General features: G+C 62.4%; 16 protein-coding genes. 4 read left to right on the top strand and 12 right to left on the bottom strand.

All coding sequences use genetic code 11. The features are described from left to right. Positions 1–16: 16 nt before the first annotated feature. From PSO31014_RS00575 to PSO31014_RS00540, 8 genes are all read right to left on the bottom strand, one after another. The gene (locus PSO31014_RS00575; protein ID WP_150549824.1) at positions 17–823 is read right to left on the bottom strand and encodes an enoyl-CoA hydratase/isomerase family protein; all 807 of its coding nucleotides are present in this window, start codon (positions 821–823) and stop codon (positions 17–19) included. A gap of 75 nt (positions 824–898) precedes the next feature. Next, positions 899–1,507, bottom strand: coding sequence for a UbiX family flavin prenyltransferase (locus tag PSO31014_RS00570; protein WP_150549823.1), 609 nt, complete (start codon positions 1,505–1,507; stop codon positions 899–901). Beyond that, positions 1,504–2,961, bottom strand: a complete 1,458-nt coding sequence (locus tag PSO31014_RS00565) for a UbiD family decarboxylase (protein WP_150549822.1) — start codon at positions 2,959–2,961, stop codon at positions 1,504–1,506. Before PSO31014_RS00565 ends, PSO31014_RS00570 begins: the two co-directional genes overlap by 4 nt. 20 nt (positions 2,962–2,981) lie before the next feature. Then, positions 2,982–4,535, bottom strand: a complete 1,554-nt coding sequence (locus PSO31014_RS00560) for an AMP-binding protein (RefSeq protein ID WP_150550381.1) — start codon at positions 4,533–4,535, stop codon at positions 2,982–2,984. A gap of 11 nt (positions 4,536–4,546) precedes the next feature. Beyond that, on the bottom strand, positions 4,547–5,059 hold the full coding sequence (locus PSO31014_RS00555; protein WP_150549821.1) for a (2Fe-2S)-binding protein: 513 nt from the start codon (positions 5,057–5,059) through the stop codon (positions 4,547–4,549). After that, positions 5,056–5,874, bottom strand: coding sequence for an FAD binding domain-containing protein (locus tag PSO31014_RS00550; protein WP_017234390.1), 819 nt, complete (start codon positions 5,872–5,874; stop codon positions 5,056–5,058). The genes PSO31014_RS00555 and PSO31014_RS00550 overlap by 4 nt, the downstream gene beginning before the upstream one ends. Beyond that, positions 5,871–8,915, bottom strand: coding sequence for a xanthine dehydrogenase family protein molybdopterin-binding subunit (locus PSO31014_RS00545; protein WP_150549820.1), 3,045 nt, complete (start codon positions 8,913–8,915; stop codon positions 5,871–5,873). The genes PSO31014_RS00550 and PSO31014_RS00545 overlap by 4 nt, the downstream gene beginning before the upstream one ends. Positions 8,916–9,353: 438 nt before the next feature. Then, positions 9,354–10,145, bottom strand: a complete 792-nt coding sequence (locus PSO31014_RS00540; protein ID WP_150550380.1) for a sterol desaturase family protein — start codon at positions 10,143–10,145, stop codon at positions 9,354–9,356. A 177-nt stretch (positions 10,146–10,322) separates the two neighbouring features. Between PSO31014_RS00540 and PSO31014_RS00535 the strand changes: the two genes are divergently transcribed. Beyond that, positions 10,323–10,961 carry a TetR/AcrR family transcriptional regulator gene (locus PSO31014_RS00535; RefSeq protein ID WP_150549819.1) on the top strand — a complete coding sequence of 213 codons (639 nt, stop codon included), beginning with the start codon at positions 10,323–10,325 and terminating at the stop codon, positions 10,959–10,961. An 80-nt stretch (positions 10,962–11,041) separates the two neighbouring features. On the opposite strand, the gene PSO31014_RS00530 is transcribed toward PSO31014_RS00535, so the two are convergent. From PSO31014_RS00530 to PSO31014_RS00520, 3 genes are all read right to left on the bottom strand, one after another. Beyond that, complete coding sequence (locus PSO31014_RS00530) at positions 11,042–12,499, bottom strand: aldehyde dehydrogenase family protein (protein WP_150549818.1); 1,458 nt, start codon at positions 12,497–12,499, stop codon at positions 11,042–11,044. Between the two features lie 156 nt (positions 12,500–12,655). Further along, the gene (locus PSO31014_RS00525; RefSeq protein WP_017234385.1) at positions 12,656–14,011 is read right to left on the bottom strand and encodes an MFS transporter; all 1,356 of its coding nucleotides are present in this window, start codon (positions 14,009–14,011) and stop codon (positions 12,656–12,658) included. Positions 14,012–14,125: 114 nt separating this feature from the next. Next, positions 14,126–15,901, bottom strand: a complete 1,776-nt coding sequence (locus PSO31014_RS00520) for a GMC family oxidoreductase N-terminal domain-containing protein (protein ID WP_150549817.1) — start codon at positions 15,899–15,901, stop codon at positions 14,126–14,128. Between the two features lie 382 nt (positions 15,902–16,283). On the opposite strand from PSO31014_RS00520, the gene PSO31014_RS00515 reads away from it, so the two are divergent. Further along, positions 16,284–17,291, top strand: a complete 1,008-nt coding sequence (locus tag PSO31014_RS00515) for an XdhC family protein (RefSeq protein ID WP_150549816.1) — start codon at positions 16,284–16,286, stop codon at positions 17,289–17,291. Positions 17,292–17,675: 384 nt separating this feature from the next. After that, positions 17,676–18,524: a class I SAM-dependent methyltransferase gene (locus tag PSO31014_RS00510; protein WP_150549815.1), complete on the top strand. Its 849-nt coding sequence runs from the start codon at positions 17,676–17,678 to the stop codon at positions 18,522–18,524. 56 nt (positions 18,525–18,580) lie between these two features. Here the strand turns inward: PSO31014_RS00510 and PSO31014_RS22490 are convergent, their stop codons facing one another. Next, positions 18,581–19,045 carry a hypothetical protein gene (locus PSO31014_RS22490; protein WP_150549814.1) on the bottom strand — a complete coding sequence of 155 codons (465 nt, stop codon included), beginning with the start codon at positions 19,043–19,045 and terminating at the stop codon, positions 18,581–18,583. Between the two features lie 280 nt (positions 19,046–19,325). Between PSO31014_RS22490 and PSO31014_RS00500 the strand changes: the two genes are divergently transcribed. Then, positions 19,326–19,871, top strand: coding sequence for a carboxypeptidase-like regulatory domain-containing protein (locus tag PSO31014_RS00500; RefSeq protein ID WP_343039565.1), 546 nt, complete (start codon positions 19,326–19,328; stop codon positions 19,869–19,871). The last annotated feature ends 2 nt before the right edge of the window (positions 19,872–19,873 follow it).

The following is a 19,873-nucleotide window of genomic DNA, read 5'->3' as shown; positions in this document are numbered from 1 at the left end:
CCGTCGGTGGCCGTGATCAGGAACCGATGAACTTCGGCGCTCGCTTGCTGTGGAATGCTTCCACGCCCTCCCGGAAGTCGTCGGAAGAACGCAGCCGGCTGTAGCAGTGCCCTTCCAGTTCGATGGCAATGGACAACGGGGAATCCTCGGTGTCGTTGAGCAGCTTCTTCGCGGTGCGCTGGGCGATCGGCGAGAACGCACGCAGTTCGTCCACAAGTCGATCGGTGGCCGATTCGAGTTCGACATCCGGCACGATCTCGGTAGCGACGCCCCAGTCGTAGGCCTGCTTGCCGGGGATGCGGCGCGAACGCATCACGATGTCCTTGGTGCGGGTGATGCCGACCATCTTTTGCAGACGGGCCGAACCACCGGAGCCCGGAATCTGGCCCAGCTTCTGCTCGGGCAATGCATATTGCGTGGTTTCGGTGACGATGCGGAAGTCGCAAGCCAGCGAGATTTCAAACCCCACACCAAAGCAGTAGCCGCGATTGGCAGCAATCACCGGCTTGCTGCAGCGAGCCGGGGCGGCAATGTTCCATGCCAGTTTCGACACATGCTCGGGGCTGGCCTCAAGGAAGCCCTTGATGTCCCCGCCGCTGGAGAAGTGCTCGCCCTCGGCGCGCAGCACGATAACGCGGACACGGTCGTCGGCATCCAGCGCTTCGAACACCAGGCGCAACTGGTCACGTTCCGGCATGGAGATGATGTTGAATGGCGGACGCTGCAGGATGATGTCGGCGCGTTGGCGAGTGGCGTCGATTTCAACGCGGAAGCCGTCGAGGTTCTCCAACAGGCTTTGAGCGGGATGGCTGATTTGTGTCATTGCGTTCTCCTTGGTGGCTTGTTGAAGCGGCGCTGCCCGATGGGGCGGCTGTCCGCTGGAATTTTCATTTCCGGCTTATTCGTCGTGACTGTTTCGCTTTTCCATGCCGGCCCAGCGCTTGACCAGACCTTCATGCGGAATGTCGAACAGGTCGAGCAGCCGGCCGATCGTATGGTTGACGATGTCGTCCAGCGTTTCCGGCTGCGTATAGAAGGCCGGTACCGGCGGAAAGACGATGCCGCCCATTTCGGTGACGCTCGTCATGTTGCGCAGGTGGGCGAGGTTGAGCGGCGTTTCCCGCGCGAGCAGCACGAGGCGGCGCCGCTCTTTCAGAATCACGTCCGCCGCGCGGCTGACAAGGTTATCGGCGAAACCCTGCGCAATGCTCGCCAGCGTCTTCATCGAACACGGTGCGATCACCATCCCCGCCGACTGGAAGGAGCCGCTGGCGATGGTGGCGCCGATGTCCTTGACGTTGTGCACGACGTCGGCAAGAGCTTCGATCTCGGCACGCCTCATGTTCAGTTCCTGCTGCGCGGTCATGACACCGGACGACGACATCACGAGATGCGTTTCGCAGGTGCCCGTGGCGCGCAGCATTTCCAGCATGCGCACGCCGTAGACCGCGCCGCTGGCGCCGGTGATGGCGACGATGAGCTTGCGCTTTGGCGGGGCGGAGTTCATTTGCGTACGAGGCTCAGGGTGTTCCAGTTCACCGCAACGCCGCTTAGCACTTCTTCGTTCAGATCAACCTCGTTCTCGCCGGGGATGCGGACCTTGGTGAAGACGTGGCCGTGGTAAACCACCGGCTTGGTGGCATCCAGGCCCATCTTGGCGCTGACACCTTGCATATGGGTTGGGGCCGGCTCGCCATTGGGCCCTTCGGTGCCCACCGTGGTGGAAGGATCGAGCACCGAACCGAGCGCGCCCGAGATCACGATCAGGTCGCGATCGGCCTGGAACCGCGTGGCAACTGCCCACTCAACCTGCTGCGGATCATGCACGTCGACGTCATCATCGACCACCGTGACCTGCTTGATGTCGTAGTGCGCGCCAAACGCGGCCAGGATGACGTTCTTCGCCTCACCCTCGCGACGCTTTTTCATCTTGACGAACAAGTGGTAGCGGCCGACGCCGCCGATGGACAGATGCACATCGAGCACGTTGGGATGACTGCGCTGCAGATGAGCGAGCAACGTGGCCTCGCGCGGGATCGAGCCCAGCAGCAGGTGCTCCATCTCGGCCGGAATGATGGTGTGATACACGGGCGAGTTGCGGTGTGTGACCGCATCCACGGCGATCACTTCGCGGTTTTCCTGCTCGCTGTAGTACTTCGGAAACTCACCGAAAGGACCTTCCAGTTCGCGCACCTTGGGCAGAATCTTGCCTTCGATGACGATCTCGGCATTGGCCGGCACGCGCACATCGTTGGTCAAGCACTTGACCACCGGCAGCGGCGCACCTTGCAGGGCGCCGGCGATTTCCAGCTCGTCATGGTCGATCGGTGTGATCGCCTGCGAAGCCAGCAGCGTGAGCGGGTCGGCGCCAATCACGACGGCGACGTCTAACGCCTGGTTGCGCCCTTCCGCCTCCTGATAAAACGCGTGCAGGTGGCGCGGCAGCATCAGGATCGCCATGCGATCCTTGGCGTGGACCTGGATGCGGTTGATCGAGACGTTCTGAATGCCAGTGACCGGATTGCGGGCGATTACCATGCCGGCCGTGATATAGGGACCGTTGTCATGCTCGCTATGCGTCGGGATCGGCAGCAGTGCATGCAGGTCGATCTCGCGATGCACGACTTGCTGGCAGGTGGCTTGCGCTTGCGGCACTTCGCGCCACGGCAGCGGATTCTCGGCCGCGCGGCGGAAGGTTCCGAGCAGTTCCGACGATGGCACGCCCATTGCCTCGGCGATCCAGCCGCGGCTCGCCATGAAACCGGAAATGACTGGGATCGCGTGACCGTCAGGCAGGGGGAAAAACGCGGCCTGCTTGCCGTCCAGGCGCTTGGCGATGGCGGCCAGGCGATGCTTGAGCGGCACGTTCTCGCGCAGCACTGCCAGGCGGCCCGTGTTGCTCAGATGCTCCAGCCATTGGCGCAGGTCGCCGGCGACGGCCTGGCGTTTTGCTGCCTCCATTTTCAATGCCTCCTCTTCTCTTACTTGGTGTTCGTTGTTGCGTCGGCCGGCGGTACGACGCCTTCATATTCGCCGGCGACGAGTTTGCGGCGCAGCACCTTGCCGACCGGCGACTTCGGAATCTCGCGCACGAAGACGTATTCGCGCGGGCGCTTGAAGTTCAGCAGGTCGGATTGCTTGCAGTGCGCATCCAGCTCGGTCGGGTCGATAACTTCCTTGCACTTGATGAAGGCCACCACGCGCTGGCCCCAACGCTCGTCCTTGAGGCCAGCCACAACGACTTCATCGACCTTCGGATGCAGCGACAGCACCGATTCGATATCCACCGGTGAAATGTTCTCGCCGCCGCTGATGATCATGTCGTCCACGCGGCCGCTGACAAACAGGTCGCCGTCGTTGTCGATGTAGCCGGTGTCACCGGTGAAATACCAGCCCTGACGAATCGCTTTCGCGTTGGCATCCGGACGGTTCCAGTACCGCTCGAAGGCCTCGTCGCCGGCGAGGTCTGCAATGACCTCCCCTTCTTCGTTCGGTGCAGCGACATCGTCGGGCGACGTGGCATTGAGCTTGACGACGCGGATGCGGGTATTGATGCCAGCACGGCCAGCGCTTCCGGGTTTGCGCATGGCCTCCTGGTCGATGGCGAAGGTATAGACCTCTGAGGAGCCGTAGTGGTTGACGAACAGCCCCGGCTTGAAAGTGTCGTTCAGTCGCTGCAGCAGGGCATCATGCATGGGCGCACCGGCAAAGCCCAGCTTGGTGACGGACGAAACGTCCGACGGATGCTTCTCGCGCTGGGCCAGCATGTCGTGGTACAGCGTCGGCACGAGATAAAGGCAGGTGATGCGTTCCTCGGCGATGTAGCGCAATGCGGCGACAGGGTCGAACTTCGGCACGCAGACGAACAGGCCGTCGATGAGCGCCATGGCCAACAGGGAGCGTACGCCCATGGTGTGGTACAGCGGCATCACGCCCAGGGTGCGCTCACCACGGCGATACAAGTTTTGTGCCACATGGGCCAGGGCCGCGGCGCGCTCATGCCGGTGCCGGCGCGGTACCCCCTTGGGCCTGCCGGTCGTGCCGGAGGTGTAGAGCATCAGCGAGATGTCGTCGCTCTCGGCCTGCAGGATGGGCTGCTCGGGAGCGCGCTCCTGTAGCTTGCCGAATGCCATGGTGCCGCCTTCGGCGCCGTTGACGGCGATGCGCGTCAGCTTCTGGGCCACCGGACTCTCGGCAACGGCGGCCGCGCTCACGGTTTCGAAAACCACGGCCTTCGCGTCGGCGTCGGTCGCGCAATAGTCCACCTCCTCCGGCTTCGCGCGCCAGTTCAGCGGCGTGGCGACCACGCCCAGGAACTGGCAGGCCCAGTGCAGGGTCGCCATCTCGATACGGTTCTGCAACACCACCAGGAGATGATCGCCGCGCTGGAAGCCAAGCTCGCGCAGGCCCGCGGCAGTGCGCTGTATGACCTCATACCACTGTGCATACGTCAGTCGCTGCTGCCCGTCGACGATGGCCAGCGCATTCGGACTGCGTTCGACACTTTGCAAAAATGTGCGTCCAAGATCCAGCATTGATGTCCCCTTTATTTTTGGTCTGCGGCGCGGGCACGGCGGGATGCAGCCGTCTCGAGCACAGCCTTGACGATATTGGTGTAGCCGGTGCAGCGGCACAGGTGTCCGGAAAGCATGTCGCGCACTTCGGCTTCCGTCGGGTCGGGCTTGCGCTGCAGATAGTCCTGGCACGACATCATGATGCCGGCGGTGCAGAAGCCGCATTGCAGCGCGTGATTGCGACGGAAGGCCTCCTGCAGGTCCGACAGCCCATCACCGCCGCCGTTGAGTCCTTCGACCGTATCGACGCGGTGGCCGTCGGCCTGGACGGCGAGCGTGAGGCAGGAGCGCGCCGCGACGCCGTCGAGCTGCACGGTGCAGGCGCCGCAGACGCCATGTTCGCAGCCGACGTGGGTGCCCGTTGCGCCGAGTGCTTCGCGCAGGAAGTCGGACAGCAGCATGCGCGGCTCGCAGCTTCCGGTGCGTTCGCGGCCATTCAAGGTGAGGCAGATTTTCACGGTACTGCCCTTTTCATGCTTTTTCATGACAGTGCCTTTTGGATGACGGCGTTACCCAGGTGGCGCACGAGCTGGCGCCGGAATTTCGCCGAAGCGTGATGATCGTCACGTGCGCCGAGTTCCCACGCGAAATCGTTGATCGCGCTTTCGAGATCCGCACCCTGCAACCGCTCCCAGGTCTTCGCGCGAGGACGGTCGGACACACCACCGACGGCGAGGCGGATGCTGTTCGGACCGACCACGGACGCCACCGAGACGATGGCAAAGTCGCCGTGACGCAGAGAGAATTCGTCGAAGGCATAGCGAAAGCGTCCATCAGCCAGCGGATAGCGCACCTCCTCCACCAACTCGTCAGGTGCGCGTGCGGTCATCAGCATGCCTAGGAAGAAGTCCTCCGCCGCCAACACGCGACGGCCCTTACGATTACGCAACACCACCTGACCGCCGAGCGCCACCAGAGCCAGCGGCAGTTCCGCGCTCGGGTCGGCATGTGCCACCGAACCGCAGACCGTGCCGCGATTACGGATCTGAAAATGCGAGATATGGGGAAAGGCTTGCGCCAGCAGCGGCACTTCCTGCGTCAGCGTCTTGCGCCATTCCACGCTGCCCTGCGTTGCGGCCGCACCGATCGCCAGATAGCCGTTGTCAGGACGCACATAGTTCAGGTCTACCGTGTGCGATACGTCGATCAGCACGCTGGGCTGGGCCAGACGCAGGTTGAGCACCGCCATCAGCGACTGGCCGCCGGCGAGGATGCGCGCATCTTCGCCGCTGCTGCCGAGCAGTTCGACAGCTTCGGCGACGCCGTCGGCGCGAACATAGTCAAATGCTTGAGGCTTCATTTACCGATTCCGAAGAAAGCGAGCAGACGGGCGAGGAACGAGGGCTTGGCTGTCGTTGCAGCCTGTGCCCCAGTGCCGCCAGCTTCACGCCCGAGTTGTTCGAACAACTGGTTGAGGACCATCTTGGCCGCGCCTTCAAGCATGCGGCTGCCGACCGCAGCGACCTTGCCCGAGACTTCGGCGGCGTAGTCGTAACGCACCCGCGTGCCGCCATCCTTGGGCTCGAGCATCACGAGGCCGCTGCCGCGCGCGCTGCCGACCGACGACAGACCGGAGCCGGCCAGGCGCAGGCTGTGCGGCGGCTGCAGTTCGGACAGCGCGACCTCGGCGGTATAGCGCGCCTTGATCATGCCGATGCCAAGCGTGACGTCGGCGCGATAGCGGTTCTCGCCCACAGGTTCGAGCGCATTGCAGCCCGGGATGACTTTGGCCAGCGCCACCGGATCGAGCAACACGCGGAACACGGCTTCGGGCGGGGCGGACAGCACAACTTCGCCCTTGGCGGCGAGCGACTTGCCGCCCTTGCCGCGCTTCGCCTCAGCGCCTGTGTCGGCGAGTGCGCCCTGCTCTTGCTGGATCTGCTGCTGCACCTGTTTGCTCGGCGGCGGTTCGTCGATGCCGATCAGCTCCATGATCTTTGCGGGCGTGAGTGGCAGCGTGACATCGTCCACGCCGAGCGCATCCGCGACGGCATTGCCGATGCATGCCGGCGTACTCATGTTGTTGCCCTCGCCCAGGCCTTTGGCACCGAGCGGCGTGAAGGGCGACGGCGTCTCGATGTGAATGATGGTCGGTTCGGGGATCTCGCAGGTGGTCGGCACCAGGTAGTCCGCAAAGGTGCCGGATTGGAAGCTGCCGTCCTCGCCATAGCGGAACTCCTCCATTAGCGCCGCGCCCACCCCTTGGGCGAACGCGCCGCGAATCTGGCCGTCGGCCAGCGCCGGATTCAGGATCTTGCCGGCGTCGTGGGTCGTGATGTACTTGTCGATACGCACCCGGCCGGTGTAGCGGTCTACTTCCACGGCGCAGATGTCCAAGGCAAAGCCGTACGCGGCCGAGGTATTGATGCGATCCTGTTCGTCGGGTGCCTGTAGCGATTCGCCAGTCCAGAACGCGGTTTCCCGCAGACCCGGCTCGACGCCTTCGGGCAGTAGGCCGGGCGCCCAGTGCGGGCTGGCGGCCATGCGGGAGAACACGAGTTGTTTCTCGGGATTCTGCGTCGCATAGACCTTGCCGCCGGCAAACACGACATCTTGCGGCGCGCATCCGAGCTGTGGCGCGGCGATCTGGGCCAGCTTGTCCCGCAGCTTGCAGCAGGCGAGGTGCACGGTTCCAGCGACGGCACCGGCAAAGCGGCTGGAATAGTTACCCGCCGCGACCGACCAGGCATCCTTTTGCGTATCGAATTCGACGTTGACGGCGACTTCATCGGGATGGATGCCGAACACATCAGCCGCAACCTGCGTGCAGACGGTGCGATGGCCCTGCCCTGCCGGTGCCGAGGCGATCACCACGTTGATACCGCCAAGCGGATCGATGCTGACACTTGCGGCGGCGATGGCACCATTCTTCGGACCGGCTTTCGCCCGTGCTTCCTTGGGCAGCACGGTGGAGATGTAGCCCATGTTGGAGATGGAAGGTTCCACGATGGCAGCGAAGCCAATGCCGTAGAGCCGACCTTCGGCGCGCGCTGCCGCACGCTTGGCATAAAGCGCTTCCAGCCCGCCCTCGCGCGAGGCAAGTTCGAGCGCCAACTGGTAGTTGCCGGAGTCGATCAGCGCGCCGGCAGCGGCACGGTACGGAAAGGCGTCGGCGGGGATGAAATTGCGACGATAGAGTTCGGGCTCGTCAATGCCGAGCGTGCGCGAAATGCGCTGCATCAGGCGTTCGAGCTGAAAGTAGACCTGCGGGCCACCGAAGCCGCGCACCAGGCCGGCGGGCGTCTTGTTAGTCAGCACCACGCGGTTGCGCACGAGCAGGTTGGGGATCGCATAAGCGCCGGTGAGGCAGCCGTGCATACGGTAGAAAGTTGCCGGTTCCGGCGCACGCAGATAGCCCCCGCAGTCGTCGAACTGGTCGTACGCGAGCGCGGTAATGCGGCCATCGGCTTCTACCGCCGCCTTGAGATTGGACACGCGGCCGGTGGCGGATGTGAGACCCACCAAGTGTTCAAGGCGGTCTTCCACCCATTTCACCGGAGCACCGGCCTTGCGGGCGGCGAGGCACATCAGGACCACGTACTGGAACACAGCATGCTTGACGCCGAAACTTCCGCCCGAATCGCGGAAGGTGCGATGGCGTAGCTTGGTGCCGGGCACCCGCAGCGCCATGGCCATCACGGTGTGCAGCGAGAACGGCCCCATGAAATTGGAACTGACGTCGAAGCCTTCTTCGGCGGAAAGATATTCCGCAACCACAACAGCCCCCTCAATCGGCGTGCAGGAGTTGCGCGGGTATTCGGTAGCGATTTCAATGCAGTGCGCGGCGTTGGCGAACGCGGTTTCGGGATCGCCGTAACGGAAGCTGCGATCGCTCACCACGTTCGAACCCACGCCTTCGTGCAGAATCGTCGCATTTGGGCCGATGGCGTCTTCGACACTGACCATCGGCGGCAATGGCTCGTAGTCCACGGCAACCAGATCGGCGCCGTCCTCGGCAAGGTAGCGCGACTCCGCGATCACTACGGCAACGGGATCGCCGACATAGCGCACGCGATCCGTCGCCAGCGCCCACATCTCCATCGGCGCCTTCACGCCGACGACAAAAGGCTTTGACCAATCGCGGATATCGTTGCCGGTCAGCACGGCACGCACGCCCGGGGCGCGCTCGGCGTGGCTGGTGTCGACGTGCTTCAGGACGGCATGCGCATGCGGTGAGCGCACGATGGCGGCGAACAAGGTGCCAGGTTTCACACCGACATCGTCGCCATACTGACCGCGGCCGATCAGAAGTGACGCGTCTTCGATCCGGCGCTGCGGGCGGCCGACATGCGGCTCGGCCTGTGGCGACGCTACCCGAGGTTGAGCGACTTTCATTTCCATGGTGCTAGCCTCGTAACGGCGGTGCGCGACGGGACCGCGCAAGCGCGCCAGCCATAGATGGCGTGGCGAAATAATTGGGTCATCGGCGTCTCCATTCGTACTCCGCACGCGGGCGCTGAACGCTGTGCAGCGCTCGCGCACTGCCTGATATCGGCATGCGGGCCGGCGTATTCGATTTAATCGTTCCGAGTATAAGCACCGAATATCATCACATCAAATAATCTTTAATGATTCAATTCATCAGTATTAATGATGACAAGATTCACGCATCGGGCTTTTCAGGATTTCTTTCCTGACGTTTCCGCAAGAGGGGGCGAAATAGGACGGAACCACGTAAAAAAGCGCCCGCCCGGCTAAGCCGGGCGGGCGCTTTTCGTTATCTTTTCATTGCAAGGGATACTGAGTCAGTATCTCCGATTGACATGCCGCGACCCGTGCTCAGACAGCCCGGCGCTTGGCCTGCGCCCTCGCCTCGCGGTCCAATTGCTGGGCGGCGAGCTTTTCCTTGTCTTCCGGCTTGCGGGCGTCGTCGGACATGCCATTGAACAAGGTAGCGACTACCCCCTTGTTCAGGTCGCTGGTGCCGAACAACGCGTCACAGATCGGAAACGTCAGGTTGAAGTTGCGGTCATGCATGAAGTCCGGATTGTGATGCAGAACATGCATGCGGCGCACGGTGTTAATCAGCGGAATGTGGTCAAGGATCGGATGATCCAGGTGAGACGCGGTATGCAGCCCTTCATACATCAGGAAGTACGAAGCCATGGCCAGCATGGCAATATAGCCGGCGTTGGCCGTCCAGAGATTGCCGACCAGCAGCGCAGGAGGCAGCGCGGCGAAAACGAACAGGATTGGCGCGAACGGCGGGAACAGCAGCGCGCGCCACTCTTTCTGGCCGTTATATTCCAAGGTCTTGTGCGAGAAGAACTGATGATGGGTAGCGACATGGCGCTTGTAGGCGGACTTGAGCACGCTCTTCGGGCTGTGCAGCAGGTAGCGGTGGGCGGCCCACTCCGCCCAATTGCCGAACAAGAACATGGGCACGACGACGTACGCCCATTCCTGCCAGCTCACGTTGTGCAGGTGGGTCGCGCAATATACGATCACCGAGAGGGTGAACACAAGGGTGAAACCAAGGTGCATTTCGCCCCGGTACCAGCTCGGCGTGTTTTGCACATAATCCTGCCGGAATGCGCGCGAGCGCGCGACGATTTCTTCTTCGCGGTTCATCATCAATACCTTCCTGTCTCCAAGCGCTGGTCCAGCCCGAAATTTTTGTCGGGCAACTTGTGCCATAGAATGACGATGGCATAATTAAGTCAATTGACTTAGTTAAGTCTACATACTTAAATTAAGATGTCAACTCCAAAAACACAAAGATCGGATGGCAACGAGACCCGCACCCGGATGAAGGCGGTAGCGCAACGGCTGTTTGCGCTGCATGGCATTCACGGTGTTGCGATCAAGGACATCGTCGAGGCCGCCGAGCAACGGAACAAGGCCTCGGTGCAATATCACTTCGGTTCGACGGAAGGCCTGATCGGCGAATTGCTGGTGGACGGCGCCAAGCAGATCGATGCCTTTCGGCAAGCCATGCTTAACGAAATGGCGGCTGCCGGCGGACCGCGCAACGTGCGCGATGTGCTGCAAGCCTTCATCCGTCCAGTGGATCAGATGGCGGAGAGTGCCGAGGACAGCACTTATCTGCGCTTCCTGTCCAACGTACAGATGACGCACCGTGCGCTGATCAAGACCCACATCGGTAATCGCTGGAACGCTGGCTACCGGCAATGCCTGGAGCACTTCCGCGCGCTGCTCGGCCACATCCCGCCGGCACTGGTGGAGCAGCGAATGTCGCTGGTCGCTACCTATGCCACGGCCATCTTTGCCGCCAAGGAAGCGGCACGCGACGAGGGACGGACGTCGAGCCGCTTCTGGAGCGTGCCCTACACGCTCGACAACATCATCGACACTTTCCAGGCCATGCTGGAATGCACGCCCTCGGCATCGACGCTGGAACTGCTGGACGAGCGCGATAGCGCATGAAAATCGGCCAGGTCGAGCCGCGCGACCTGGCCGTTTCTGGCAAGTAGAACCTCGAGGGCGGAGGCGCGCCCTACAACCGCTTACACCACGCCCGAACGGCGGAAAATGTGCTTGGTCTCGAGGAAGTCGAACAGGCCCTCGTAGCCATGCAGGCGGCCGATGCCGCTGCGGCGATAACCGCCTGTCTCAGCTTCCGCGAACAGCCGGTTGTGGTCGTTGATCCAGACCGTGCCGTTGCGCAGTGCACGCGCCAGGCGCATGCCGCGGTCGCCGTCGGCGGTCCAGACGCTGGCCGAGAGGCCGTACACCGTGTGATTGGCGCGCGCCACCGCTTCCTTCTCGTCCTCGAACTTCTCCAGCACCAGGAAGGGGCCAAAGATCTCTTCCTGCACGAAGGAGGCGCTGGTGTCGGCGTGCGCGACCAGGGTCGGCGTCAGGAAGTGGCCGTTGGCCAGCTTGCCGCCGGGACGACCGCCGCGCAGGACCACTTCATCACAGGTATCCATGGCCTGCTGGGCCGCGCGGTCTACCGCTGCGGCGGCACTCGCGTCGATCAACGGCCCCATGCCGGCGCCTGGCGTATCTCCCGGCGCCACCACGATGGCTTCGAGCGCCATCTTCAGCTCGCGCTTCATCTCGTCGTAGCAAGAGGCATGCACCAGCACGCGGCGCGCGGCGGTGCATTGCTGGCCGGAGATCACCGTCGCTGCTGCCGCGATGCGCGTGGCGACCGTGGCGAAGTTTTCGGTAGTGTCCGGAAACACCAGACAGCAGGACTTGCCGCCGAGCTCCAGAGAGAGTTTCTTCATGGTCGGCGCGGCGGCAGCCATGATGCGCTGGCCGGTCGCATTCGAACCGGTGAAGCTGAGTACGTCGACGTCTTCCGATGCCACCAGCTCCTGCGCCACTTCACTGCCGCCTTCGGAGACGAGATTCACCACGCCACGCGGCAAGGCCTCGACCGCCGCCAGCTGCCGCAGCACCTGCGCGGTGATCTGCGTGGTCTGTGCCGCCGGCTTGATGACTACCGTGCAACCTGCGGCCAGGGCCGGAGCGAGCGAGCGGATCAACAGCACGATAGGCGCGTTCCACGGAATGATCAGGCCGGCGACGCCGGCGGGTTCACGTAGTGTGGCGGTGTAGGCGCCCGGCTCGACTTCCATGAAGTGACCAGGAATGTGCCGGGTCAGGCCGGCGTAGTAGCGGATCTCGGAAATCGCGCCCGCCAATTCTCCTCGTGACTGGGCCACGATCTTCCCGTTTTCCTGCGTCAGCAGACCGGCCAGCTCAGGGTGCCGTTCCAGACGATCAGCCCATTGCAGCAGGACGTTCTGGCGCAGGCGCGCATCATGCGGCCACAGCGAGGTCTCGAACGCTTGCTTCGCTGCGGCAATTGCGATCCTGGCATCTTCGCGATTGCTCTGCGCGAAGGTGCCCAAAAGGCTGCCGTTCGCCGGATTGCGGCTTTCTCCAGTGGCGCCGCTCAGCGCGCCCTGCCATTGGCCATTGATCAGATTCAGTGCTGCGAGCTCGGTCATGTTGATTTTCGATGCATTGCGGCGAGTGCGGTCGGCATCGCCATCGGATGACGGATGACTTTGCGCACGTCTTGCGCATTTTCATAACAAGGTTGGGAAGCGGCGGTCCCGCTTGTCCGCAGGGCCGCGCCACTAACCACTACCACTAGCCACTACTTAAACTGCGTCATTGGACGGCTTGTCGAGATTGCCCTGTGTCTCCGGAACGATCAGCGCCCCAATCAGGTAGATCACGCTGATGCCCGCGAGGAAGAATGCGAGGGTCGTCGGCAGGCTCGTCGGTGCCGGCGAAGCCAGCGACACGAAGGTCGGCATGATGCCGCCGATGGCGAAGCCGATGTTCCAGGACAGACCGGTACCCGTGGCGCGGATGGCCGTCGGGAAGCGTTCGTTCAGGAAGATCAGGACCGGCGCATAACCGCTGCTGCCCAGCATGCTGAACAGGACGACATAGCAGGTCAGCGTGGTGATATCGGAGATGCCGGGCATCTTCAATGCGAGCATCGGCAACAGAATCAGACGGGCAACGCCGACGACGAGGAAGGTCTTCTTGCGGCCGATCAAGTTGCTGAGGTGTCCGGTCAGGACCGAGGCAACGATCACGCTTACGCTTGCCAGCATCAGAATGGCCCCAGCGGTTTCGCCGGGCGTATGGTTCACGACCTTCAGGTAGGTCGGCAGGAAGCCGGAGGTCAGGTAGTAACCACTGCCGCCGCCGATCGTCAGCAGCAGGTTGACGAACAGAATGGAACGGTAGTCTGCCGAGAACAGCGCGCGCACCGGCGAGCGGGACGACTTGGCCTGCGCCGCCTTGGTCGCTTTGGCTGCCTGCAGCTTCTTGAAGAGCGGGGATTCTTCCAGGTTGTTGAAGACGAAGATGCCCAGGATGGCGCTGATCAGGCCGGAGAAGAACATGCAGCGCCAGCCCCATTCATCGAAGGCCGCGCCAGGGAAGATCCACGACAGAAGGTAATACACTCCCGACGCGAGCAACGCCCCCAAGCCGGCACCGCCACCACCGATAAGTCCGGAGCAGGCACCGCGCCACTTTGGCGCCACCGATTCCGTACCGATCGTGTGCGTCGAAGCGACCACGCCACCGACGAATATCCCTTGCACCAAGCGCAGAGCCAGGAAGATGACCGGCGCAATGAAGCCGACCTGATGTACGGTTGGCAGCGCCCCGAACAATGCGGTTGAAACGCCAACGCCGACCATCGCAAAAATCATGGCGCGCTTGCGGCCATGCTGGTCAGCGTACGAACCGAACAGCGCGGAACCCAGCGGGCGCATCAGAAGGGTGACGCCGAATGAGGCATAGACCGCGGCCAGCGACAGCATCGCATGTTCCGACGGAAAGAAAAGGCGGCCGATGATCGGTGCCACGAAGAGCAGGATAAAAAGGTCGAAGAGGTCGAGCGACCAGCCGACGCAGGAGGCCAGTACGGCGCCTAATACCTGTTTGTTGCTGACCGGTTGAGCGAGTGCCGCATCGTTTGTTGCTACAGCCATGATTGTCTCCTTGTGTTTTTGTAAGCGCGCGTGGCAAATGCGGCGCATGTGGTCAAATCAAATCAAACCAAATGAATCGTTCCTGGGAAGACGTGTGCAATTCGCGTTGTCGACCTACGCCTCACTGCTAACGAGGACGCCGGGAGGCGCCTTGCGCCGCGCCAAGATCGCGTCGGCAATTTTTTCCGCCATCATGATGGTCGGGATATTGGTATTCGCCGACGGCAGCTTGGGCATCAGGGAAGCATCGACCACGCGCAGGTTCGCCACGTCGTGCACCAGCCCTTCCTGATTGGTTACCGCCATGCGATCGCTGGCCGGCCCCATGCGGCAAGTGCCGCTGGCATGCCAGACGCCGAACACATACTTGCGGATGAAAGCATCGAGCTCCTTGTCGTCCGCCAGCAGCGCCGACATGCGAATGCCGCCGGTGACGAATGTGTCGATGATCCATCGGCGCAGCGGCGCCGGTGTGTCGAGAGCCAGGCCCAACACCTTGGTCAACGCGGCATTGCCGGCACTAAAGCGGCTAAGTGCCTTGACCCGCGGCGAAAACGCGGCAGGGAAGAAATCGTCGGGATGGCGGTGCAATGCCGTCTGCTGCACGATCTGCGCGACCCTGCGCACGCCGATGGCCATGCGCCTTGCGTCGCGCTCGTCGTCCAGCAGATTCAAATCGACGCGCGGTGGCGTAAAAGGGTCAGCGGAAGTGAGCTGCACGCGCCCGCGCGAGAATGGCCGGTTGCACCACAGGAAGAACAGGCCAAGCCGATTGCCCAGCGCATGCCATGCTGCGCGCGTGGCACTCGACAGATACATGTCGGCGTTATCACACCCGTCCAGGCCGGAGGAAAAGCGCGCTGCGGTCATGCTCGCGCGGCGTCGCGAGAGCGGCATGCGAAATTCAGGGTCCAGGAAGTGGCAGAAGGTCAGCGAGGGATGGTCCTGCAGGTTGCGGCCCACGCCCGGCCGGTCGGCGACAACCGGAATGCCCAGCGCTTGCAACTCGCTGCCGGCGCCGATACCGGCGCGTAACAACAAGGCCGGGGATTGCAGGGCGCCGGCCGACACGATGACCTCCGCGGCATCGATCTGCAGGCGCTCGCCGCTCGCGCTCATCGCCACCACGCCATGCGCGCGCTGGCCGGTGACGATGAGGCGTTCGACTGTCGTATTCGAGTAAATACGAAGATTGGTCCGCGCGCGCGTCGCCGCATCGAGGTAGGCAACCGCTGTTGAGACACGCTTGTCGTCGAAATTGGAAAACGCAGCGGGGAACATGCCATCGCCGAATTCCGCGTTCTGGTCCTCAAGCATTGGTAGACCGTTGCGCTGCAAGCCTTCCGCAAACGCGTGACAGAAGCGCGGCCAGGCATCCGGCTTGATGCGGCGGATGGCAACCGGCCCATCGGCACCGTGCAGCGCAGAGCCACCGTAATCCACATCACGCTCGAGCTTGCGAAAGTAAGGCAGGACATCCTTCCATGCCCAGCCGGAGGCGCCCTGCTCGGCCCAGTCATCGTAATCGCGGGGCAAGCCGCGGTTGGCAGCCTGGACATTGATGCTCGATCCGCCGCCCATCACCTTGCCCTGTTCATAGACCTTGAGCGGTGAGGCTGCGGTCGCCTTGGCTTTAAGCTCCGGCCAGATATAGCGGTCCCCGCAGAATACGGGCATTGGGTAACTGTCGAGGATTTCCGCCGGTATGGCACCAGGCGGCGTGTCGGAACCAGCCTCGATGAGGGCGACTCGCAGCTCGCGATTCGCGGACAGTCGATGCGCGAGTACACAGCCCGCCGATCCACCGCCGATGATCACGTAATCGAATCGCTCACGCACGTTTTGCACAGAATGTCTCCTGATTCGTCGATGCGCATGGCCTCGGGGCATTGCCGCATCTCGACTATCGCCAACGGGTGCCGCAATTCGCGGCGACATGCAGCGACTTGCCTTCCGGCCAGGTACAACTTGTTCTTCGACGTGTGCCTTTTGCCTGGAACCGGACTGCGTTCTTCCTGCTGCAGCGCTTTTTGGGCATTCACGGCACATCTTGTCCTTGCGTTTGGCAAAGATTAGACTGATCACGTCATCGCTTCAAATAATGTTTACTGATTTAAATTATCATTATGACTGATACAAAGAAATGCAGGTCGCGACGCAAAGCCACTGAAGGCGCCCATGCATTCATTCCGACGAATCGATCCCTTTGCCCTTCAATGCCCATCCTCTCCATCATTCGATGGGACTGAACCATCTGGCATACACGAAAATCATGGACAACATTGATCTGGAAGTCTTGAAGACCGCAGTGCAGTGGTCTGAGTCAGGGGCCTACACGCTGCTTGCCACCGTTGTTCGCACGTGGGGCTCGGCACCGCGGCGCGTAGGCTCCTTGATGACCATCCGCGAGGACGGGCATGTTAAAGGGTCGATCTCGGGCGGCTGCATCGAAGACGACCTGATACAGAAGATAAGCACCGGCGAGTACCGCGACCGGAAACCACGTGTACTCACATACGGCCTGAGTGCCGACGAAGCCCATCGCTTTGGATTGCCATGTGGTGGAACCCTGCAGTTCGTACTGGAACCGGTTTGCGCTCAGTCGCGGCTGCCGGAACTGCTTCAGGTGCTGCAAAGGCAAGAGCTGGTGACGCGCAAGCTGAACCTGGACACCGGCGTTGTATCACTCACGCCGGGTGCGCAAGTCCCCGCCCTCCGATTCGACGAGCATTGCCTCACGGCAGTGCATGGCCCGCGCTACCGCCTGATCATCGTAGGCGCCGCACAGGTGTCGCGCTATGTGGCCGCGATGGCGAAGAGCCTGGACTATCAGGTCGTCGTGTGCGATCCGCGCGAAGAGTACCTGGATGAATGGGATGTGGAAGGCGTCGAGTTGTCGCGCGAGATGCCGGATGATCTGCTTATCCGACTGCAGCTCGATGCCCGAAGCGCAGTCCTGACGCTAACCCACGATCCCAAGCTGGACGACATGGCATTGCTCGAGGCACTGATATCGCCGGCCTTCTATGTCGGCGCTATCGGCTCACGGGCGAATAACGAGAAGCGGCGCGAGCGACTGGCACTGTTCGATATCAGCGAGGCGGAAATCGCGCGACTGCATGGCCCGGTCGGCATGCACCTCGGTGCGCGCACGCCACCTGAAATCGCGATCGCGATCCTTGCGGAGATGACCGCCATACGCAATGGCGTGCCAGTGCTGCAAATCCATGAGACGCGGCACGCGCATCGTCTCGCCTCGCCTGAGGGATGTGCAGCTTGAGCAAGGTCAAGCATAGTTTGAAATTCTAGCGGTGCGCATGACGGTGTCTCACTCGCAAATGGTCACCGTCGTCCTGCACGGACCTGATCATCAGTTGGGAACACCATGGATCGCGCCGGAACGAACGCCAGGCTGATCGTGTTCCTGCATGAAGGGCTCTGCTCGATTTCGATGTGGGGGAGACTGGCCGCAGCGCCTGTGCGATGCCATCGGCCGCCGTGGCTGGGCATATGCGCGCGATGGATACGGTCGCTCCACCCGACCAGACGTGAGCACGGCCGCCGATCATGTTCAGCAGGGCGATTCCGCGCGTCAGCGAGTCTTTTCGGTAAACTGCCGGTATTGACGGGACGGACCACCGCCCGATGTTTACCTAGCCTGCTCATGTCAAATACCCACGAAGTCCGCGCCGGCCAGTCTATCGAGCTGCTCAAGGAACTCCACATCCTCACGCGCGACGGCAAGATGAACCAGGACAGCCGGCGCAAGCTCAAGCAGGTCTATCACCTGTTCCAGTTCATCGAGCCGCTGCTCCAGGAAGTCAAGGCCGAACGCGGTCGCGTCACGCTCGTCGACCACGGTGCCGGCAAGTCGTACCTGGGTTTCATCCTCTATGACCTGTTCTTCAAGGCACTCGCGGACGACTCGCATATCTACGGCATCGAAACCCGCGAGGAACTGGTCAAAACCTCGCAAGCGCTCGCCGAGCGGTTGGGCTTTAAGGGAATGTCGTTCCTGAACCTGTCCGTCGCGGAGTCGATCACCTCGCCAGCGCTGCCGCCGACGGTCGACGTCGTCACCGCGCTGCACGCATGTAATACCGCTACCGACGATGCGATCCGTTTCGCGCTGGCCAAACAAGCGCGTCATATCGTGCTCGTGCCCTGTTGCCAGGCCGAGATCGCGGGCGTGCTGCGCAAAAACAAAGGCAAACAACTGGCCGGCAATCCACTCACGGAAATCTGGCGCCACCCGCTGCATACGCGTGAATTCGGCAGCCAGATCACCAACGTGCTGCGCTGCCTGCAACTGGAGGCCCACGGCTATCACGTCAGCGTGACCGAACTGGTGGGCTGGGAACACTCAATGAAAAACGAGCTGATCATCGCGCAATACAAGAACCTGCCGCGCCGCCGCCCCGCCGAACGCCTGGAAGAGGTGCTCGCATCGCTCGGGCTGGAAGAAATGCGCGAACGTTTCTTTACCTCGCCAGCACCAGTGTCAGCGGAGTAGGCCCCACAATCTGAGGTGCGCGAAGCGCAAACAACAACGCGCCACGCGCCCTACTCTCAACGCGCCGGTCGAACGAACCCGGAGTGCCGGTTGACCTCATAGCGCTGAACGACGACATCTTTCTCCGCCGTCACCACATCGGCGGTGATGGTGTCGGCATCTCGCTCGACCACCTTGCCGAGTTTGAGGCGCGCGTTGCCCATGCGCTTGAGCCACCCGTCCATGTTGTTTCGGACCTGATCAACGCTCAACTTGAGATCTTCACGCTGGGCACCCGGCCCGCCCCCGCCCGTGGCGCCAGGCCCCCAGCACGGCCCGCAGCCGCCGGGGCCCTCCATCATGCCGCCCCGCCCCATCATGCCCGGCCCGTAGCCATAACCGCCGCCCATCATGCCCGGCCCATAACCCCGCTCGCATCCCCAATCGCCGTCTTTCGGTTGGGCAAGCGCCGGGATTGCGGCGAGCATCAAAACCGCTGACGACGCGATAGACAACGCGCGCTTCATGGTTCTCTTATCCATCTCATCAATCTCCTGAACCTAAATCCTGACGGCACCAACGCGCGTTCAAACCGCGCGAATGCCGGGCCAATCGTGCATGTTCAGCGTAGGCGACGCCCCAAGGCGTGCCTTGAGGCAGGTCAAACCTTCGATCGCGTCGGCCGTGCGGCGCCAACGACGTCGGTGCGCATCAAGCGCTGCTGCCGACCGGCCGCGCGGCACGCGCGCGTGTCAATGGACGCACGGCAAACGCCGCGCCCAATGCAATGACGTCGAGCGCGATGACGTCGCAAGCGGCTCCTTGACATCGATCAACACGCAAACGAGCGCCACCGGCCATTCTGGAAACGAGACCGATATGGGGAGAATTGTGATGTCGAGAAGCGCCCGCGTTTCGCTGTTTGTGCCACTTTTCGCGTGGCTATGCATGATTGGCGTCGCGCTGGCAGCATCGACACCACAACCGGAATCGGAAAGTGGCGTCTCGTACATCACGGGCGGCATTGGCGAGGACGAAGTCCAGGTATTTCGCGCCGCAGCGCCCCAGTACAACCTCCGGATGACGTTCACGTCGACGTCGGGAAGCTATCTCTCCGACGTCGATGTCACTATCACCGCAGGGGCCGGGCGACACGTCCTGGCGGTGCGAACGGAGGGACCGTTCCTCTTTGTCAGGTTGCCCGCAGGCGACTATCGCGTCTCTGTGCACACTCCCGCCAGATCGGAATCCAGGAATATCCATGTCCCCAAGCGCGGTGCCGTCGACCTCCATTTCTCCTGGGACGATCCGGATGCGCCAGGCGTGCTGCATCTCTGTAAGCATTGCCCACGGCCAAACCGCCGGTGAGC

Source organism: Pandoraea soli (assembly GCF_902459595.1).
Lineage (GTDB): Bacteria > Pseudomonadota > Gammaproteobacteria > Burkholderiales > Burkholderiaceae > Pandoraea > Pandoraea cepalis.
Note: the sequence above shows the minus strand (reverse complement) of the source record. Positions and strands in the feature narration are given on the sequence as shown.

What these genes read in the sequence shown, in the direction of transcription:
- PSO31014_RS00515 (WP_150549816.1), top strand. Translation starts at nt 16,284, where the DNA reads ATGGACAACATTGATCTGGAAGTCTTGAAGACCGCAGTGCAGTGGTCT.
- PSO31014_RS00560 (WP_150550381.1), bottom strand. Translation starts at nt 4,535, where the DNA reads ATGCTGGATCTTGGACGCACATTTTTGCAAAGTGTCGAACGCAGTCCG.
- PSO31014_RS00565 (WP_150549822.1), bottom strand. Translation starts at nt 2,961, where the DNA reads ATGGAGGCAGCAAAACGCCAGGCCGTCGCCGGCGACCTGCGCCAATGG.
- PSO31014_RS00530 (WP_150549818.1), bottom strand. Translation starts at nt 12,499, where the DNA reads ATGACCGAGCTCGCAGCACTGAATCTGATCAATGGCCAATGGCAGGGC.
- PSO31014_RS00575 (WP_150549824.1), bottom strand. Translation starts at nt 823, where the DNA reads ATGACACAAATCAGCCATCCCGCTCAAAGCCTGTTGGAGAACCTCGAC.
- PSO31014_RS00540 (WP_150550380.1), bottom strand. Translation starts at nt 10,145, where the DNA reads ATGAACCGCGAAGAAGAAATCGTCGCGCGCTCGCGCGCATTCCGGCAG.
- PSO31014_RS22490 (WP_150549814.1), bottom strand. Translation starts at nt 19,045, where the DNA reads ATGGATAAGAGAACCATGAAGCGCGCGTTGTCTATCGCGTCGTCAGCG.
- PSO31014_RS00550 (WP_017234390.1), bottom strand. Translation starts at nt 5,874, where the DNA reads ATGAAGCCTCAAGCATTTGACTATGTTCGCGCCGACGGCGTCGCCGAA.
- PSO31014_RS00520 (WP_150549817.1), bottom strand. Translation starts at nt 15,901, where the DNA reads ATGCCCCGAGGCCATGCGCATCGACGAATCAGGAGACATTCTGTGCAA.
- PSO31014_RS00570 (WP_150549823.1), bottom strand. Translation starts at nt 1,507, where the DNA reads ATGAACTCCGCCCCGCCAAAGCGCAAGCTCATCGTCGCCATCACCGGC.
- PSO31014_RS00545 (WP_150549820.1), bottom strand. Translation starts at nt 8,915, where the DNA reads ATGGAAATGAAAGTCGCTCAACCTCGGGTAGCGTCGCCACAGGCCGAG.
- PSO31014_RS00525 (WP_017234385.1), bottom strand. Translation starts at nt 14,011, where the DNA reads ATGGCTGTAGCAACAAACGATGCGGCACTCGCTCAACCGGTCAGCAAC.
- PSO31014_RS00510 (WP_150549815.1), top strand. Translation starts at nt 17,676, where the DNA reads ATGTCAAATACCCACGAAGTCCGCGCCGGCCAGTCTATCGAGCTGCTC.
- PSO31014_RS00555 (WP_150549821.1), bottom strand. Translation starts at nt 5,059, where the DNA reads ATGAAAAAGCATGAAAAGGGCAGTACCGTGAAAATCTGCCTCACCTTG.
- PSO31014_RS00535 (WP_150549819.1), top strand. Translation starts at nt 10,323, where the DNA reads ATGAAGGCGGTAGCGCAACGGCTGTTTGCGCTGCATGGCATTCACGGT.